This window comes from Saccharopolyspora sp. NFXS83, assembly GCF_026241095.1.
Taxonomy (GTDB): Bacteria; Actinomycetota; Actinomycetes; order Mycobacteriales; family Pseudonocardiaceae; genus Saccharopolyspora_C.
Genome location: NZ_JAPFGB010000030.1, coordinates 48,530 through 65,666 on the forward strand (window position 1 = coordinate 48,530; position 17,137 = coordinate 65,666).

The window sequence follows — 17,137 nt, forward strand, 5'->3', positions numbered from 1 at the left end:
AGGATCGCTCGACGGCGGCGAGCCGATCACGGTCCGATGTTGCCGCAGGGCCGGGTCCGCAGCTTCGACACGTAGTCCTCGGGGGCGCCCGCCGCTTCCGCGGCGTCGGCCATCACCCCGAGGTAGCGCGCCGACGGCAACCCGCCCTCGTAGGCGTCGAGCACGTACAACCAGGCGAGCACCGGGCCGTCGAGGGTCTGCACGCGAAGCCGCAGCTTCTTGTGCATCCGCAGCTCGGAGCCCTCCCAACGGTCGAGCTGGCGTTCGTCCTCGGGGCTGACGTCATACAGCACGGTGAAGACCTGTTCGCCGGGGTGCTCGACGATCGTCGCCAGCGCACCTTCCCAGCCGTAGTCCTCACCACCGAAGGTCAGCCGCCAGTCCATCAGCCAGCCCGTTCCCGCCATGGGGGAGTGCGGGGCTCGCTCTGTCATCTGGGCCGGGTCCATGTTGGACCCGTACGCGGCGTACAGCGGCACGCCCCACAGGGTAGCGATCGATCCGCCCGATGTCGGAGTGGACCGCGTCACCGTCGACGGCGAGTCGTGATCGGAACGCGACGAACCGGTGGGTACCGCCCGAATCGGCGGGAGCGCGTGCGACATAGGGTGGCTCCGGCGCCCACAAGGCTCGGATTTTCGGGAGGAACGCGAAGTGACCCGCATCGTGATCATGGGAGGTGGGCCGGCCGGTTACGAGGCGGCCCTGGTCGCAGCGCAGAACGGCGCCGACGTCACGCTCGTCGAATCGGACGGGCTCGGCGGCGCGTGCGTGCTCTACGACTGCGTCCCGTCCAAGACGTTCATCGCGTCCGCGGGTGCGCGTTCCTCCGCGCGCGACGTCAGCGAGCTGGGCATCCGCACCAGCCCCGAATCCGTCGCGGTCGACGTCGCCGTGGTGCACGGCCGGGTCAAGGGACTCGCGCTGGCGCAGTCCGCGGACATCCGTGCTCGGGTCCGCCGGGAAGGCGTCAAGATCATCGCCGGCCGGGCCCGGTTCACCGACCGCGAACACGGCATGGCCCAGCACCACATCGGTGTCGAGCGGGCCGACGGCGGCTCCGAGGAGCTGATCGGCGACGTGGTGCTGATCGCCACCGGCGCCACTCCGCGCGTGCTGCCGGGCGCGGTGCCCGACGGCGAGCGGATCTTGAGCTGGCGGCAGCTCTACGACCTGCCGGAGCTGCCCGAGCACCTCGCGGTGATCGGGTCCGGGGTGACCGGCGTGGAATTCGCCTCCGCGTACACCGAGATGGGCGTCAAGGTCACGATGATCTCCAGCCGGGACCGGGTGCTGCCGCACGAGGACGCCGACGCGGCCGGGGTGCTCGAAGAGGTCTTCGCCGAGCGCGGCACCGAGGTGGTCAAGCACGCCCGCGCCGAGCGCGTCGAACGCACCGACAAGGGCGTGATCGTGCACCTCGCCGACGGCAGGCAGGTGGAGGCCAGCCACGCCCTGATGACGGTCGGTTCGGTGCCCAACACCGAGGACATCGGCCTGGAGCGGCTCGGCCTGGAGACCGACCGCGGCGGCTACGTCAAGGTCGACCGGGTGTCCCGGACGAAGGTGCCCGGCGTGTACGCGGCCGGTGACTGCACCGGCCTGCTGCTGCTGGCCTCCGTCGCGGCCATGCAGGGGCGCATCGCGATGTGGCACGCGCTGGGCGAAGGCGTCAGCCCGATCAAGCTGAAGACTGTCGCGGGCAACGTGTTCACCCACCCCGAGATCGCCACGGTCGGCATCAGCCAGCAGGCGATCGACTGCGGTGACGTGCCCGCGCGGATCGTGACGCTGCCGCTGGCGACGAACCCGCGGGCGAAGATGGAAGGGCTGCGCCGGGGCTTCCTCAAGGTCTTCTGCCGCCCGCAGACCGGTGTGGTCATCGGTGGCGTCGTCGTCTCCCCGAACGCCAGCGAACTGGTGCTGCCGATCGCACTGGCCGTGCAGAACCAGGTCACGGTGGAGAACCTCGCGAACACGTTCTCGGTGTACCCGTCGCTGTCGGGCTCGCTGACCGAGGCCGGGCGCCAGTTGATGCGCCACGACGACCTCGACTGATCCCGCTCGCGGCTCCCGCCGCGGGTTCGACGGGCGTTCCCGGAACGGGGACGCTGGAAGGCGGGAGGCGCGAAACATGGCGACACCGGTTCTGATCTACGACGGCGACTGCGGGTTCTGCACCCGCAGCGTGCGGCTCGCCGAGAGGTTGCCGCTGCGGGCCCGCATCGTCGCGTGGCAGGAGGCCGACCTGGCGGCGTTGGGCATCACCGAGCAGCGCGCCCGGCACGAGGTGCTCTGGGTGGGCGAGCGCAGTCGCGTGCGCGGTGGCGCGGACGCGGTCGCCGCGCTGTTCCGGCACTGCGGTTTCCCGTGGTCGGTGCCGGGAACGCTGCTGTCGTTGCCGGTGCTGCGTTCGCTCGCCGCGTTCGCGTACCGGTGGATCGCCGCGAACCGCTACCGGCTGCCGGGGTCCACACCGGCGTGCGCGCTGCCCGCTGACCAGCGGCCGGGGGCCTGACCAGGAATTCCCCGCCGGTGCTGGGTGCCCGGCCCGGCCACGATTGATCGACAGGTCAGCGCACTCGGGCCGAAAGTATGAGAACGGCCCGCTTCCACGGCCTATCGATCGACTTCAACCGCGCCACTTCGGCCGATCCGGACGGCCCGTGCCCGCGCCTAAATTCATTCGTGCAAGGGGTGCGGAGGGGTGCGGGTGGCCACTGCCACGGGGCATCAGCGGTGGCCACCCGTATCGGCGACGACAGCGCCGAGCATCGGCGATCAGGCAAGTGAGGCGGACTCGAATGAACGGCAACAAGGCGTTCGCACCGGAATACCAAGGCGCGCTGCGGGACATGTCCGTGAACACGGCGTACGAGGACGTCCTCGGGCAGGCGCGAATCCGGGAGCAGTGGGCGTCCGAGGAAGGCACGGCGCTCGACGTCGCGCAGGCGAAGCTGGCCGTCGCCGAGTCCTGCCGCAGGCTGGGGCACCTGGAAGAGGCCGAGCTCGCGTGGAAGGCCAGCTACCGCGCTGCCCGCACCGCCGACGACACCGCCGCGCGGGCGTGGGCGCTGTGGAGCGGGGGCACGCTGGCGCGCCAGCGGGGCGAGCTGAACCTGGCGCTGCGCTGGCTGAGCCAGGGGCGGGACCTGGCCGCGGCAGCGGGGGACATCGTCGCCTACGGCTACACCTTCGCCGGTGTCGCCGAGACGGTGCGCATCCAGGGCGATTTCGAGCAGGCGCGCGGATTGCACGAGCACGTGCTCACCGAGGCGCGCAAGCGGAAGGAATCCCGGCACATCGTGTGGGCGCTGGAAGGACTCGCGCAGATCGAGCGCAACACCGGGGACCTCGAATCGGCGGCGCAGCGGTTCGAGGAGGCCGCGCGCGTCGCGGAGGACTCCGGCGACGATCGCGGCCACGCGTGGGCGCTGCGCGGACAAGCGGACGTGCTGTCGCTGCGCGGCGAGCACGACCAGGCCCTGCAGCTGCTGACGAGCGCGGAAGGGACCTGCCGCCGGATGGACCTGTCCAGCGCCCTGGCCTACAACCGCAAGATGCGCGGCAACGTGCACTTCCGGGCGGGCCGGTACGGCGACGCCGCCCGCACCTACCGGGACGCGCACGGGAAGTTCCGCGCCATCCGGGAACCGCGCGGCATGGCGCTGGCCCAGCTGGGGCTGCTCAAGAGCCTCGACGAGCTGGGCCGTCCGTCGGAGGCGACCATGGCGGACCTGGTCGCGCTGCGCGACGAGGTCAACGGCAACGAGCTGTGGCAGACGCGCCGCATGGTCGAAAACGCCATCGCCGAACGCACCGCCTGAGCCGGTCACCGCAGGTCGGTGCGGTGGCGAAAATGACGCGACGGCACCGGCGCGGCCCGGTTAAGGTTCCGGCATGTTCTGGCACCAGTACTACCTCTGATTCCCGCCCACCTGCGGAACATCACCCGTGACGTGCCCGCGCGAGTTCGCCGCATCCGGCTGAACCGCGCGGCCCCGCACCGCCCGCTGTCCGGGTTCGGGTCCGCGCGTGATGCGCAGGTGCTCGCCGACATTCCGAGCTCGCCCCCGTCCGAGCGGGCGGCTTTCCGAATCGTGGAGTGAATCAGGGATGAATCAAGTGCCGAAGAACAGCCGTGCGCACATCGCCTTCATGGCCGTGCCCGCGCACGGCCACATCAACCCCGGTCTGGGGCTGGTCGCTGAACTGAGCGCCCGAGGCCACCGCGTCACCTACGCCGTGACCGAGGACTTCGTGCCGCAGGTCGTCGAGGTCGGAGCCGCGCCGGTCCGCTACGAGTCGACGTTGCCCTCCGCGGCCACCCAGGAGCAGTGGCCGGAGGAGCAGGCCGCCGCGGTGCTGCTGTTCGTCGAGGAGATGATCACGGTGCGGGCGCAGCTCGCCCCCGCCTACGACCAGGACCGGCCGGACCTGATCGTCTACGACATCGGCGCGCTGCAAGCGCCGGTGCTCGCGCACCAGTGGGGCGTCCCGGCGATCTGCCTGTCCTCGACGCACGTGCGGTTCGAGGGAATCGAAGAGGTCTTCGGTTCGCAGGACAGCCCGGAGCTGAAAGCGGTCCACGCCCGTGCCGACGAGTTCTTCGCCGAGCAGGGCGTGCCGATGACGTTCGAGAAAATGGATCCCGAGCGTTGCGTGGTCGCCCTTCCGCGCTCGTTCCAGTACAACGGCGATTCGGTCGCGGACAATTACACCTTCGTCGGGCCGATGCTGACCGAGCGTTCCTTCCAAGGCGAATGGGAGCCGTCCGACGAGCGGCCGGTGCTGCTGATCTCGATGGGTTCGGCCTACACCGATCAGCTGGAGCTGTACCGCTCCTGCCTGGCCGCCTTCGGCGGTCTCGACTGGCAGGTGGTGCTCACCATCGGCAAGGTCATCGACCCGGCGGAGCTGGGGGAGATCCCGGCGAACGTCGAAGTGCACCGGTGGGTGCCGCAGCTCAACGTGCTGTCGCAAGCGGATGTGTTCATCACCCACGCCGGGATGGGCGGGTCGATGGAAGGCCTGTACTCCGGCGTGCCGATGATCGCGATTCCGCAGGCCGCGGACCAGTTCGCGAACGCCGAGCGGATCGAGCAGCTCGGCATCGGGGTGCGGTTGTCGAAGGAGGAGGCGACCCCGGAGGCGCTGCGCGCGGCGCTGGACGAGGTGTGCGACGACCCAGCGCTGCTCGCCAGGTCGCGGGCGATCCGGCAGGAGATCCACGAGGCCGGTGGTGTGCGCACCGCGGCCGACATCGTCGAGCAGGCGCTCTCCTGACGGCACTGGTGAGGGGGCGGCCGTCCCGCCTCCTCGCCAGTGCACCACGAGCGTCCGGGGCCGTCGCTCCGCTCTCGATTCCGGGACGCCTTCAGTTCGTTTCGCCGCCGTCGGCGATGAATTCACGCCGTTCGAGCACGGGTTCGATGATATGTCAAAAAGATCGGCAGATGAAAAAGTCGGCATTCGGTCAATGTGATTCTTCGAATGGGGAGAATCGGGGCGGGCGTTTCTCGTTTCGGTGTACGGTCGCGCTCGCCGGCCCGGTCGAGTGATCCCGGGCCGAATTCGAATTCCGACTGGGGAGTGGCGATGACGGTGCTGGTGACCGGTGCGACCGGATCGATCGGACGGGGCGTGGTCCGCCGCCTGCTGGCGGCCGGCGAGCAGGTGCGGGCGGTGACGCGCAGGCCGGAGACCGCACGGCTGCCCGCCGAGGCGGACGTGGTCGCGGGAGACCTGGCCGACCCGGGCGCGTTCCGCGAGGCACTGCGCGGGGTCCGGGCGGTGTACCTGTTCCCGGTGCCGGAGACGGCTCGGGAGTTCGCCGACCTGGCGGTGCGAAGCGGGGTGCGGCGGATCGTGGTGCTCTCCTCGCTGGCCGCCTCCGGCGGACCCGAGGGGAACATGAGCGCCGCGACGCATTCCGCCGTGGAGCGCGCCGTCGAGGAGTCCGGGGTCGCGGAACGGACGTTCCTGCGGCCGGGGGCGTTCGCCTCGAACGTCCTGGGCTGGGCCGAGTCGATCCGCGCGGAGGGCGTGGTGCGCGCCCCGCACGGTTCGGCGGCGCAGGCGTTGATCCACGAGGAGGACATCGCGGAGGTCGCGGCGGCGGCCCTGCTCACCGACGACCACGTGGGGGCGACCTACGAGCTCAGCGGCCCGGCCGCGGTGTCCCAGGTCGAGCAGGTCGCGGCGATCTCGGTCGCGATCGGCGAGCCGCTGCGGTTCGAGGAGCTCGCACCGGAACAGGCTCGGCAGCAGTGGTCCGCGCGGGGCATGCCTCCGGAGGTCGCCGCGATGCTGCTCGACTACCTGGCCGAGGCCGTGGACTCCCCGGACGTGCCGCTGCCCGCGGTGCGGCAGGTGACCGGTCACCCGGCCCGCGCGTTCGCCGACTGGGCGACCGACCACGCGGCGGACTTCCGGTGACCGAGCGGGTGATCCGCTCAGGCGGGGTGCGGTTGTGGAGCGAGTCCGCGGGCGACCCGGCCGATCCGGTGTTGCTGCTGGTGGCGGGCGATGCGACTTCGGCGTTCGGCTGGCCGGACGAGTTCGTGTCGCTGCTGGTGGACGGCGGGTTGCGGGTGCTGCGCTACGACCACCGCGACACCGGCCGTTCCGCGCACCGCGACTTCGCCGCGCACCCGTACGGTTTCGACGATCTGGCGGCGGACGCGGTCGCGGTGCTCGACGGGTGGGGAGCGGAGTCGGCGCACCTGCTGGGCATGGGGCTCGGCGGCGGCCTCGGGCAGCTCATCGCCGTGGCCGAACCGGACCGGCTGCGCAGCCTGACACTGCTGGCCACGCACGGGCTGGGAGTGGACTTCGCCGGGAACTGGGCGCTGGCGCGCGCAGGGGAGCCCAGCGGGACCGGGTTTCCGACTCCCCGGCCGTGGTTCGTGCGCGGGGCGGAGGAACCGTCGCGCGCGGTCGACGCGGAAACCGCGCTGGCGGAGCGGGTCGAGTGGCATCGGCTGTGCTCCGGCGACGGGTTGCCGTTCGACGCCGCGGAGTTCCGCCGCTGGGAGTCGCGCGACGACGAGCACACCGGCACGTGGCGGCGGCCCGCGGTGCACCCGCACGGCTTCATGCCGCACGTGCTCGCCGAGCGCGGCGATGACCTGGCGAAGATCAGCACTCCGACGCTGGTCGTGCAGGCGCCGCTGGATCCGATCAACCCGCCGCCGCACGGCAAGCTGCTGGCCGAGGCGATCAGCGGCGCCCGGTACGCGGAGATCGACGGGATGGGCTACGCGCTGCCGAACGCGGCGCACCGCCCGCTCGTGGACCGCGTGCTCGACCAGGTGCGGCTCGCCGGACTGCACTAGCCGGGGCCCTCGCGGGAAAACCGGTACCGCTCGGGAGCGGAGTGCAGCAGACTCCTGCGTCATGGAGCCGCACGAGAGCCTGCACCACGATGGAGTGGATCTTCGCCGGTGGCGGCCGGAGGACGCCGGTGTCGTACTGCGGCTCGTGACGGAATCGTTGGAGCACCTGGGGCCGTGGTTGCCGTGGGCGAAGCCCGGTTACGGGATGAAGGAGGCCGCCGACTTCGTCGGCACGAACGACCGGGATTGGGTGCGGCGCACGGCCTTCAACTACGCGGTGCTCGGACCGGACCAGCAGGTGATCGGGGCGGCCGGCCTGATGAACCGGATCGGGCCGGGCGGTTTGGAGATCGGCTACTGGCTGCACCGGGACTTCGAGGGACGCGGAATCATGCGCCGGGCGGTGACCGCGCTGATCGATGAGGGTTTCCGGCTGGGCGCTGACCGCTTGGAGATCTGGCACGACGAGGCGAACGCGCGCAGCGCCGCGATCCCGAAGGCCCTGGGGTTCGTCGAGGTCGACCGGCGTCCCGCTGTGGAGGACCAGATGGCGCCGGCGTGCACCGGCACGCACGTGGTCTGGCGGCTCACCGCTCCAGGCCTGCCTGGTCGGCCGGAGTAACGGGCCGCCCGACTTCGGCGACCTTGGTAGCGGGCCGGCACGGTGCCGGCGGGCTGAGGGGGGACGCATGCCGAAGGTGTCGGTGTCCTGGGCGGTCGCGGTGGCCGCGTTGATCGGGGTCGTGCTGGTCGTGATGTCCGGCGGTGAACCGAACGAGCCGCGCCGCATCGAAGTGACCGGCGAACCGGTGACGACTCCGACCGACACCACCTGGCCGTAGCCGAGGGGTGCGGCGGCTCCCCGGTGCGGAGGGCGCCCGCGCACCGAGGAGCCGCCAAGCCGGCGGACGCTCGGCCCGCCGGCAGTCCGTGCCGCGGAGTGCTCAGGCCCAGTCGAAGGTCTTCGTGACGGCCTTCTGCCACTGGGCGTACTCGTGGGTGCGGCGCTCTTCCGGCATCACCGGGTCCCACTGCTTGTCCTTCGCCCAGTTGGACCGGATGTCGTCCTCCCCGGCCCAGAACCCGACGGCGAGCCCGGCGGCGTAGGCGGCGCCGAGCGCGGTGGTCTCGCTGACCGTCGGGCGGATCACGGGGACACCGAGGATGTCGGCCTGGAACTGCATGAGCAGCTCGTTGCCGACCATGCCGCCGTCGACCTTGAGCGACTTCAGCGGCACCCCGGAGTCGGCGTTCATGGCCTCGATGACCTCGCGGGTCTGGAACGCCGTGGCCTCCAGCACCGCGCGGGCGAGGTGGCCGCGGTTGACGAACCGGGTGAGCCCGACGATGGCGCCGCGAGCGTCGGAACGCCAGTGCGGGGCGAACAGGCCGGAGAACGCGGGCACGAAGTAGGCGCCGCCGTTGTCGTCGACGCTGCGTGCGATCTGCTCGATCTCGGGAGCGCTTCCGATCAGCCCGAGGTTGTCCCGCAGCCACTGCACCAGCGACCCGGTGACCGCGATGGAGCCCTCCAGGCAGTACACCGTGTCGTTCGATCCGATCTTGTAGCCGACGGTGGTGAGCAGCCCGTTCTGGCTCAGCACCGGCTCGGTTCCGGTGTTGAGCAGCAGGAAGTTGCCGGTGCCGTAGGTGTTCTTGGCCTCGCCGGGCGACAGGCAGGCCTGCCCGAACGTCGCGGCCTGCTGGTCGCCGAGGATCCCGGCGATGGGCAGTCCGCCGAACACGCCGCGCTCGCGGAAGTGCCCGTAGACCTCCGACGACGACCGGATCTCCGGCAGCATCGAGGTCGGCACGCCGATCTCGCGGCAGATGTCCTCGTCCCACTCCAGCTTCTCCAGGTCCATCAGCAGGGTCCGGGAGGCGTTGGTCGGGTCGGTGACGTGCAGGCCGCCGTCGGGGCCACCGGTGCAGTTCCACAGCACCCAGGTGTCCATGTTGCCGAACAGCAGCTCGCCCTTCTCGGCGCGGGCGCGCACGCCGTCGACGTTGTCCAGGATCCAGCGGATCTTGGTGCCGGAGAAGTACGGCGACAGCGTCAGGCCGGTCTTGGCGTGGAAGCGGTTCTGCCCGCCTTCCTCGGCGAGCTCGCCGACGATGCCGTCGGTGCGGGTGTCCTGCCAGACGATGGCGTTGTAGACGGGCTTGCCGGTGGACTTGTCCCACACGACGGTCGTCTCGCGCTGGTTGGTGATGCCGACCGCGGCGATCTCGGAGGTCACCAGGTCGGCCTTGGCCAGGGCGCCCGCGCACACCTGGCGGGTGTTGCTCCAGATCTCCTCCGGGTCGTGCTCGACCCAGCCGGCCTTCGGGAAGATCTGCCGGTGTTCGACCTGGTCGACGGCCACCACCCGGCCGCCGTGGTCGAAGATCATGCAGCGGGTGGAGGTGGTGCCCTGGTCGATCGCGGCGACGTAGGAGGCCATGATGTCGTCCTTTTCGATGGATTCCGAGATGTGCGTGGTGGGCCTGGGGTGAGTGTCACCCGCGCAGGCCGGTGGGGCAGCCTCCCGACGCCACCTGCGGTGCGCCGATCGGCCGCCGCGGGCGAACCCGTCCCGCGCGGGCGTGCGTTCGCGCGGGACGGGAGCACGCTCAGGTCGCTGGCAGCACCAGCGCCAGCGCGCCCGCCAGGACGCCGCCGATGATCGGACCCACGACCGGGATCCAGGAGTAGCCCCAGTCCGCGGGCCCCTTGCCGCGGATCGGCACCAGCGCGTAGGCGATGCGCGGGCCGAGGTCGCGAGCCGGGTTGATGGCGTAGCCGGTGGGCCCGCCGAGCGAGGCACCGAGCCCGATCACGATGAACGCGACCGCCGCATAGCCGAGCGCGTCGTTGCCGAAGCTGAAGGCGCCGTCGTCACCACGTCCGGAACCGGGCGTCTGGATGATCCACAGCACCAGCACGAAGGTGGCGATGATCTCGGTGACCAGGTTCCACGGCGTGTTGCGCACGGTGGCGGCGGTGCTGAAGATCCCGAGGGTGCCCTCGGGTTCGTCGTGGGTGTCGAACTGGAGCTTGTAGACGGCCCAGCACAGCACGCCACCGAGCGTGCCGCCGATCAGCTGCGCGACGATGTAGACCGGCACCTGGCCCCACGGCACCTGCCCGTCCACGGCCAGGCCCAGCGTGACGGCCGGGTTGATGTGCGCCCCGGTCGGTTCGGCGATGCTCGCGCCCGCGAACACGGCGAAGCCCCAGCCGAAATTCACCAGCAGCCAGCCGCCGTTGTTCCCGAGCGCTTTGCGCAAGGTCACGTTGGCGACCACCCCGCAGCCCATCAGGGTCAGCACGGCGGTTCCCATCAATTCCCAGAGGAAGATCTCACCCAGACTCATGTCCCAGGTCCCCTCGTCGCGGCGCCATCGGCGCGGTCGGGTGTGCATTGATCGTCCGACGTGCGGGTAGCGCGGGAGGGCGCGTCGCGATGGCTCGGGCGGAGTGGTCCTGGCCAGCCTGGCGAGGGTGCCGGATCACGGGTCGGCGGCGAGTCCCGGTTGCGGGCACGGGCACGTCGACCTCCTCCGTTGGAGCTGCTCCGGCGGCCGGACGCGCCGGAGAACACGGTCACATTAGGCATGTGAAAACAAACATTGCAATAGCTTTGCGATGGTGTTTTTATCGCGATGTACGGTGAAGCCGTAGTCGGCGGCGTTCGGGCCGCGAGGCGCGACGGCCGGGCGCGGGCTCGGCCGGGAGGATGGGCATCCAATGGTGGAAGTCCCCGCAGGGGATACGGCGGTGAGGGGGACGACGATGTCCGCTACGTCCGGTCGACGCCCGTCCGGAAAGCAGCAGGACCGGCGACGCCGGATCACCGAGCTGGTGATGGCCGAAGGCTCGCTGCGCATCGACGACCTGGTCGCGACGGTCGGCGCCAGCGCCATGACCGTGTACCGCGATCTGGCCGACCTGGAATCGCAAGGCCTCGTGCACCGCAACCGCGGCTACGTCTCCGCGGCGTCCTCGCTGCTCTACGAGGCCGCTTCGGAATACCGGATGCAGCAGAACGAGGCGGAGAAGGACGAGCTCGCGGCAGCCGCGGCCGAGCTGATCGAACCGGGCCAGGCCCTGGTGCTCGACGATTCGACCACCGGCGTCTACCTGGCTCGGCGGTTGCCGGAGCGCGCGCCGCTGACCGTGGTGACGAACCATCGAGGGGTGTTCGGCGAACTGGCCGCGCACCAAGGCGTGCACCTGATCTCCATCGGCGGCGACTACCTGCCCTGGGCCGACGCGTTCGTCGGCGGCATGGCGCTGGACGCGCTGCGCGGGCTGCGGGTGGACCTCGCGGTCATGTCCGTCTCGGCGGTCACCGACGGGATCTGCTGCTACCCGCAGCAGGAGATGGTGCAGATCAAGAAGGCGATGCTGGCCGCGGCCAGCCGCCGAGTGCTCTACGTGGACCACACGAAGTTCCGCAGGCGCGCACTGCACGCGGTCGCGCCCGCGGAGGAGTTCGACATGGTGATCGTCGATTCGGCGACGCCGGACGCCGAGATCGAGGTCCTCGTGCAACGCGGGGCGACGGTCCGGCGGACCGGCGATGTCCATGCGGAAACGTCGAAGAAGGACCTGGCCGCAGCAGGTCCGAGCAGCAATGGCGCGGCAGGCGTGCAAGGCGCAGGCCGGGCATGATGACCACCGCGGAACGTGCCGATCGGGCGCGGGTCGGCGGTGATCGCGATTCGAGCGAGGAGGACGCCAGGTGTCCCACGACGAGAAATCATCCGCAACGACCGGTGCCACCGATGCCACCCGTGCCTCGGAAGAGGCCCAGGGCAGGCTCGGTCCGGGCGACCGGGAGCGCAACTGGCGACGGCTGGGGTCGGAGGAGTTCGACGTCGTCGTGATCGGCGGCGGAGTCACCGGCGCCGGCGCCGCGCTGGACGCCGCCACCCGCGGTCTGCGGGTCGCCCTCGTGGAGGCGCGCGACCTCGCGGCGGGCACGTCGAGCCGTTCCAGCAAGTTGTTCCACGGCGGCCTGCGCTACCTGGAGCAGCTGGAGTTCTCCCTGGTCCGCGAGGCCCTGCGGGAGCGCGAGCTGATGCTCACGCGGCTCGCGCCGCACCTGGTCAAGCCGGTGCCGTTCCTGTACCCGCTGAGCCACCGGGTGTGGGAGCGCCCGTACACCGCGGCCGGGCTGCTGATGTACGACACGATGGGCGGCGCCCGCTCGGTCCCCGGGCAGAAGCACCTGTCGCGGGCCGGTGCGTTGCGCATGGTGCCCGCGTTGAAGCGGGACGCGCTCATCGGCGGCATCCGCTACTACGACGCGCAGTCCGACGACGCGCGCCACACCATGACCGTGGCCCGCACCGCCGCCCGCTACGGCGCGGTGGTGGCGACCTCCACCCAGGTCACCGGGTTCCTCCGGGAAGCCGACCGGGTCGCGGGCGTGCAGCTGCGCGACGTGGAGACCGGCGCCGAGACCGAGGTCCGCGCGCAGACCGTGATCAACGCGACCGGCGTGTGGACCGACGAGCTGCAGCGCCTGTCCGGAAGCCGCGGCCGGTTCCGGGTGCGGGCCAGCAAGGGCGTGCACATCGTCGTGCCGCGCGACCGCATCGTCTCGGAGGCCGGGATGATCCTGCGCACCGAGAAGTCCGTGCTGTTCGTCGTCCCGTGGGGCGGGCACTGGATCGTCGGCACCACCGACACCGACTGGAACCTGGACTTGGCGCACCCGGCGGCGACCAAGAAGGACATCGACTACATCCTCGAACACGTCAACACGGTGCTGGCCACACCGCTCAAGCACGAGGACATCGAGGGCGTGTACGCCGGGCTGCGCCCGCTGCTGGCGGGCGAGAGCGACGAGAGCTCGAAGCTCTCGCGGGAGCACGCGGTGGCCCGCGTCGCCCCGGGCCTGGTGGCGATCGCCGGCGGCAAGTACACGACGTACCGGGTGATGGCGGCCGACGCGGTGGACGCGGTGACCCCGGACCTGTCCGGCCGGGTCGCCTCGTCGATCACCGACCAGGTCCCGCTGCTCGGCGCCGACGGCTACCACGCGCTGGTGAACCAGGCCGATCAGATCGCGTCCGCGCACGGCGTGCACCCGTACCGGATCCGGCACCTGCTGGACCGCTACGGCTCGCAGGTGCACGAGGTCCTGGCACCCACGGTGGACCGTCCGGAACTGCTCAAGCCCGTTCCGGGTGCGTCGGCCTACCTGCAGGCCGAGGTCGTGTACGCGTGCACCCACGAGGGCGCGCTGCACCTGGAGGACGTGCTGACGCGGCGGACCCGCATCTCCATCGAGTACCCGCACCGCGGCGTCGAGTCGGCGGACGCGGTGGCCCGGCTGATGGCCGAGGTGCTCGGCTGGGACGAGGCGCGCATCGCCCGCGAGGTCGAGGTGTACACCGCGCGCGTCGAGGCGGAGCGGGACTCGCAAACGCAGCCCGACGACGAGGCCGCGGACGCGAAGCGTTCGGCCGCGCCGGAGGTCCGCACGGAACTGACCGAACCGATCGCTTGATCCGAGCGGTCTTCTCGGAACGGTCTGCGCAGATGTCCGGGCGGCGGAACCTCAGCGGCTTCCTCGCTGCGGGATCAATTTTTCGAATGGCTCCGCCACGCGCGAAATTGCTGTCCTCGCGAGGAAGCCGCTGCGAACCCGCGGGTGGTCGATCTGCGTGCGTGGTCGCTGCTCAGCGGCTCCGCCGCTGACAGGACGCCGGCGAAAGATCGCTCGGGCGGATCCAGCAGTTGTGCAGCGGACCATCCGTCCTGTGCGGATGGATGGTCCGCTTCGTCCGTCAGCTGAGGTCGGTGAGCAGTTCTTCGACGTGGGCGATCATGCGGCGGGAATCGGCCGGGGCGATCGTGCTCCAGGAATCGCCGGAGGGGGAGTCGCGGCGCAGCTGCGCGTAGCGGCCGTGCGGGGTGTCGAAGAAGCCGACGACCCGCTGCGCTCGAACCCGGCGGCCCAGCCGGTCGCGTGCCGCCGCGCCGAACTGACCGCGCGCTCCCGCTTCGCGGACCATCGACGTCAGCATCTCCGCGTCGTCGCCGCGCACGCCGCGGCGCACCAGTTCCCCTTCCAGCGCCTCGGTGTTCCCGCCGGTCCCGGCCGCGGCCTCGTCGAGGTCCGCGCTGCGCACCGTCACCGATCGTCCCGGTCCGGCCGACAGGGCCGGCAGCACCGAGGTCGCCTCCCGCGCCAGCCCTGACGCCGACACCGCCCGCAAGGTCAGCGCGTCCTCGTCCTTGACGACCAGCACCGCGTCCGCGCCGCTGCCGTCCGGCACGCCCGAGGCCGCGAGCACCCGGACGCTGCGGTCGAACCAGGTCCGCCCGTCCAGTTCGGACACGGGATGGGCGAGCAGCCGCAGCATCCGCTCCAGCGCCGGATCGAGGTCGCGGCGGTCGCCGAGCCGCCGCGCGCCCAGCTCCCGCCACACCGATTCCGCCAGCTCCGCCCGCTCGGACCAGGTGCGGCCCGGCGAGGGAACCCGCAGCACCAGCGGCATCGTGTCCAGTCCCAAGTGCTCGACGAGCACGTCGAACTCCAACGCGGACAACCGGACCGGGTCCGCCCCCGCGAGGGCGGCGCCGTCGATCATCGGTCGAGGTCCCCGCCGATGACCGGGCGGGACAGGGTCTGCGGTTCGTCGAAGAATCCGGTGCCGCCGCCGACCTGCTCGGTCACCGCGCGGTCCACCGAGTCGTCCTCGCGGCGTCGCGTCCGGCCGGCACCGCCCGAACCGGTCGGGTGGGTCCGGCCTCGTTCGGAGCCGCGCCCGCCGCTGCCGCGCCCGGACTGCCTGCGCGAGCCCTGGACCCCGGCGGTGGAACCCGGCGCGGCGCGCGGAGCGGGCACCGGCGTGCCGCCCCAGCTGATCGTGATCCCCGGCTGCTGCCACGTCTTCGGGGCGCCGGGGGAGGAAGCGGGACCGTCGACGACGACCTGCGGCGGCGGCGTGAAGGAGGCCAGCGAGGTCGTGTTCGCCTGGGTGGAGGACTCGTAGGTCCGCATCACCTCGAACGCGCGCTGCTCGGCGGCGTTCTGCCGCGCCTCCTGGACCTCGTAGTCGGTCTGCCCGCCGAACAGGTGCACCAGTCCGGTGATCGCGGTACCGGGGTCCTCAGTGGTCGTCGGCTGCGGCTGGGGCATGTCCGCGCGGGCCTTGCCGACGAACGTGGCCTGCTGCTCGGTGCGGTCCCGCATCAGCTCGGCGGCCTGCTGGGCCTGCAACGCCCAATCGCCCAGCGGTCGCAGCCCGCCGCGCGCGTTCTCGGCGGCGTCGCCCTGCCAGCCCGACATGGCCGAGTTCAGCGCGGCGGCGAGATCGCTGTCGATGTTGCCGAGGGTCCGGGTCAGCTCGCTCCAGCGGCGCACCGAATCCGTCGAACCGTCCGCACCCGGCCCCTGGTGGATCTGCTCGTAGAGCTCCTCGTGGCGGTAGCCCTGCCAGCGATGATCGCTCATCGGGTTCCGCCTCCCGTCGCACCGGTCACGGTCAGCACCCTCCGCCGAGGCGCACCGCGTTGACGTCGTCGGTGTCCTGGTAGTGCTGGTTGGCCAGTTGCAGCGACTCCGCGGCCGACTGCAGCTGGTCGCGGTAGCCGCACAGCGCGGTCAGCGCGTCCTGGTCGCCGCCGACGGAGCGCAGGTTGAACTGCTCGGCCGCGGTGCTGCTGATCGGGTCCCCGGCCCACGGCCGGATGCGCAGCTCGGTGATGGCGTGCTCGATCTCGACGCCCACCTGGTCCAGCGAGGACTGTAAGGCGTTCACGAGGCTCGGAATGGCGGTGGGCTCGACCCGCATCGATCCACCGGCGCCGGGTGGTCCCGATGGCGCGGTGGAATCCGGCGAGCCGTCCCCCGACGGCGAATACAGCGGCACGGGGTTTCCCTCCCACGGGTAAAACGTCCGCGCTCACTCTAATCACTAATCGTCACGGTGGGGAGTGCTCCAAACGCGGTGAGTATCAACGCCGATCGGCTGATCGGCGGCACGGCGTTGGCGCGCGTGCGCGCGGTCAGTCCGTCGGTCGGGGGGTGACCAGTGGCTCCGAGGACTCGGAGGTCGAGGGGTCCGCGGCGTCCTCCGAGGAGGTCGACGTGTCCGAGGTCTCCGGTGCCGGGTCGGCCAGCGAGGTCACGGCGTCCTCGGCGACGCGCTGCGCTCCGGCGCACAGGGCGTCCAGCGGCGGGGCGGGTTGCCCGCCGTCGTCGCGGTAGAGCACGTCGAGGTGTTCGCCTTCGGCGACGTCCACGGCCACGTTGCAGGACAGGTCCAGATCGGGCGTCTTGATCACGAGCGCCGGGAAGCCGTGGATCACGACCGGCGTGGCCTGCACCTGGGCGGTGTCGTCGGTCCACACGCTCATCGACTCGGTGGTGATCAGCGACAGCCGCGCCCCGACCTTCGCCGTGGTGTTGCGGAAGCTGCAGGTGGGGGCGTCGCCGAAACCGCCCTCGGTGTCGGCCAGCGGGTCCCGGTTGAACCCGAGCTGCCCGCGCTGGTCCTCGGTGAGCAGTTCGCAGGGGTCCACATCGGTCATGGTCAGCTCGAACGGCCGGGGCGGCGGTGGCGGCGGCGTGCTCGAAGTGGGGGTGGGCGGCGGAGGCGGGGCAGGGGCAGGTGTCTCCGCGGCGGGTTCGGATCGGAGGATTCCGCATCCGGAGAGGGCGAGCAGTCCTGCCGCGCACACTCCGCCCAGCCGCCCGGCCGACATCCGGCCGCTCCGCGCTGTGGCGGTCCGCGAGCTTTGCATGAGCTTCACCGTAACGAAGGCGGCGTCGGTCTCGGGTGAACTCCGTCGCGCG

Annotated in this window: 17 protein-coding genes; 10 read left to right on the top strand and 7 right to left on the bottom strand. The window is 71.3% G+C overall.

All coding sequences use genetic code 11. The features are described from left to right. Window positions 1–26 precede the first annotated feature (26 nt). Window positions 27–479, bottom strand: a complete 453-nt coding sequence (locus OOZ19_RS25345; RefSeq protein ID WP_266092658.1) for a gamma-glutamylcyclotransferase — start codon at window positions 477–479, stop codon at window positions 27–29. A 175-nt stretch (window positions 480–654) separates the two neighbouring features. Between OOZ19_RS25345 and OOZ19_RS25350 the strand changes: the two genes are divergently transcribed. From OOZ19_RS25350 to OOZ19_RS25385, 8 genes are all read left to right on the top strand, one after another. Beyond that, on the top strand, window positions 655–2,058 hold the full coding sequence (locus OOZ19_RS25350; RefSeq protein WP_266092659.1) for an NAD(P)H-quinone dehydrogenase: 1,404 nt from the start codon (window positions 655–657) through the stop codon (window positions 2,056–2,058). Window positions 2,059–2,134: 76 nt separating this feature from the next. Further along, the gene (locus tag OOZ19_RS25355; protein ID WP_266092660.1) at window positions 2,135–2,518 is read left to right on the top strand and encodes a thiol-disulfide oxidoreductase DCC family protein; all 384 of its coding nucleotides are present in this window, start codon (window positions 2,135–2,137) and stop codon (window positions 2,516–2,518) included. Between the two features lie 286 nt (window positions 2,519–2,804). Continuing rightward, complete coding sequence (locus tag OOZ19_RS25360; RefSeq protein ID WP_266092661.1) at window positions 2,805–3,827, top strand: tetratricopeptide repeat protein; 1,023 nt, start codon at window positions 2,805–2,807, stop codon at window positions 3,825–3,827. Window positions 3,828–4,158: 331 nt separating this feature from the next. Further along, window positions 4,159–5,286, top strand: coding sequence for a macrolide family glycosyltransferase (locus OOZ19_RS25365; protein WP_416309503.1), 1,128 nt, complete (start codon window positions 4,159–4,161; stop codon window positions 5,284–5,286). Window positions 5,287–5,598: 312 nt separating this feature from the next. Continuing rightward, complete coding sequence (locus tag OOZ19_RS25370; protein WP_266092663.1) at window positions 5,599–6,438, top strand: NmrA family NAD(P)-binding protein; 840 nt, start codon at window positions 5,599–5,601, stop codon at window positions 6,436–6,438. Next, a complete protein-coding gene (locus tag OOZ19_RS25375; RefSeq protein ID WP_266092664.1) occupies window positions 6,435–7,337 on the top strand; it encodes an alpha/beta fold hydrolase in 903 nt (300 codons plus the stop codon). The genes OOZ19_RS25370 and OOZ19_RS25375 overlap by 4 nt, the downstream gene beginning before the upstream one ends. A 61-nt stretch (window positions 7,338–7,398) precedes the next feature. Beyond that, the gene (locus OOZ19_RS25380) at window positions 7,399–7,959 is read left to right on the top strand and encodes a GNAT family N-acetyltransferase (protein WP_266092665.1); all 561 of its coding nucleotides are present in this window, start codon (window positions 7,399–7,401) and stop codon (window positions 7,957–7,959) included. Between the two features lie 67 nt (window positions 7,960–8,026). Beyond that, window positions 8,027–8,179 (top strand): hypothetical protein, encoded by a 153-nt coding sequence (locus tag OOZ19_RS25385; protein ID WP_266092666.1) that lies wholly within the window; start codon window positions 8,027–8,029, stop codon window positions 8,177–8,179. Window positions 8,180–8,281: 102 nt separating this feature from the next. Here the strand turns inward: OOZ19_RS25385 and glpK are convergent, their stop codons facing one another. Beyond that, the gene (glpK, locus tag OOZ19_RS25390; protein ID WP_266092667.1) at window positions 8,282–9,781 is read right to left on the bottom strand and encodes a glycerol kinase GlpK; all 1,500 of its coding nucleotides are present in this window, start codon (window positions 9,779–9,781) and stop codon (window positions 8,282–8,284) included. Window positions 9,782–9,950: 169 nt separating this feature from the next. Beyond that, window positions 9,951–10,694 (bottom strand): MIP/aquaporin family protein, encoded by a 744-nt coding sequence (locus tag OOZ19_RS25395; RefSeq protein WP_266092668.1) that lies wholly within the window; start codon window positions 10,692–10,694, stop codon window positions 9,951–9,953. Between the two features lie 418 nt (window positions 10,695–11,112). On the opposite strand from OOZ19_RS25395, the gene OOZ19_RS25400 reads away from it, so the two are divergent. Next, window positions 11,113–11,994, top strand: a complete 882-nt coding sequence (locus OOZ19_RS25400) for a DeoR/GlpR family DNA-binding transcription regulator (RefSeq protein ID WP_266092669.1) — start codon at window positions 11,113–11,115, stop codon at window positions 11,992–11,994. A 184-nt stretch (window positions 11,995–12,178) separates the two neighbouring features. Beyond that, window positions 12,179–13,840, top strand: coding sequence for a glycerol-3-phosphate dehydrogenase (gene glpD / locus OOZ19_RS25405; RefSeq protein ID WP_416309504.1), 1,662 nt, complete (start codon window positions 12,179–12,181; stop codon window positions 13,838–13,840). 280 nt (window positions 13,841–14,120) lie between these two features. Here glpD and OOZ19_RS25410 read toward each other — a convergent pair whose 3' ends face one another. The 4 genes from OOZ19_RS25410 to OOZ19_RS25425 form a co-directional block, all read right to left on the bottom strand. Continuing rightward, complete coding sequence (locus OOZ19_RS25410) at window positions 14,121–14,927, bottom strand: ESX secretion-associated protein EspG (RefSeq protein WP_266092671.1); 807 nt, start codon at window positions 14,925–14,927, stop codon at window positions 14,121–14,123. Then, on the bottom strand, window positions 14,924–15,793 hold the full coding sequence (locus OOZ19_RS25415; RefSeq protein ID WP_266092672.1) for a PPE domain-containing protein: 870 nt from the start codon (window positions 15,791–15,793) through the stop codon (window positions 14,924–14,926). The genes OOZ19_RS25410 and OOZ19_RS25415 overlap by 4 nt, the downstream gene beginning before the upstream one ends. Before the next feature lie 31 nt (window positions 15,794–15,824). Further along, window positions 15,825–16,100, bottom strand: coding sequence for a hypothetical protein (locus OOZ19_RS25420; RefSeq protein WP_266092673.1), 276 nt, complete (start codon window positions 16,098–16,100; stop codon window positions 15,825–15,827). A gap of 247 nt (window positions 16,101–16,347) precedes the next feature. Further along, window positions 16,348–17,046, bottom strand: coding sequence for a DUF3558 domain-containing protein (locus tag OOZ19_RS25425; protein ID WP_266092674.1), 699 nt, complete (start codon window positions 17,044–17,046; stop codon window positions 16,348–16,350). Window positions 17,047–17,137 lie beyond the last annotated feature (91 nt).

Coding starts and splice junctions, on each gene's coding strand:
- OOZ19_RS25355 (WP_266092660.1), top strand. CDS start 2,135: ATGGCGACACCGGTTCTGATCTACGACGGCGACTGCGGGTTCTGCACC.
- OOZ19_RS25360 (WP_266092661.1), top strand. CDS start 2,805: ATGAACGGCAACAAGGCGTTCGCACCGGAATACCAAGGCGCGCTGCGG.
- OOZ19_RS25365 (WP_416309503.1), top strand. CDS start 4,159: ATGGCCGTGCCCGCGCACGGCCACATCAACCCCGGTCTGGGGCTGGTC.
- OOZ19_RS25370 (WP_266092663.1), top strand. CDS start 5,599: ATGACGGTGCTGGTGACCGGTGCGACCGGATCGATCGGACGGGGCGTG.
- OOZ19_RS25380 (WP_266092665.1), top strand. CDS start 7,399: ATGGAGCCGCACGAGAGCCTGCACCACGATGGAGTGGATCTTCGCCGG.
- OOZ19_RS25385 (WP_266092666.1), top strand. CDS start 8,027: ATGCCGAAGGTGTCGGTGTCCTGGGCGGTCGCGGTGGCCGCGTTGATC.
- glpK (WP_266092667.1), bottom strand. CDS start 9,781: ATGGCCTCCTACGTCGCCGCGATCGACCAGGGCACCACCTCCACCCGC.
- OOZ19_RS25395 (WP_266092668.1), bottom strand. CDS start 10,694: ATGAGTCTGGGTGAGATCTTCCTCTGGGAATTGATGGGAACCGCCGTG.
- OOZ19_RS25400 (WP_266092669.1), top strand. CDS start 11,113: ATGTCCGCTACGTCCGGTCGACGCCCGTCCGGAAAGCAGCAGGACCGG.
- OOZ19_RS25410 (WP_266092671.1), bottom strand. CDS start 14,927: ATGATCGACGGCGCCGCCCTCGCGGGGGCGGACCCGGTCCGGTTGTCC.
- OOZ19_RS25415 (WP_266092672.1), bottom strand. CDS start 15,793: ATGAGCGATCATCGCTGGCAGGGCTACCGCCACGAGGAGCTCTACGAG.
- OOZ19_RS25425 (WP_266092674.1), bottom strand. CDS start 17,046: ATGTCGGCCGGGCGGCTGGGCGGAGTGTGCGCGGCAGGACTGCTCGCC.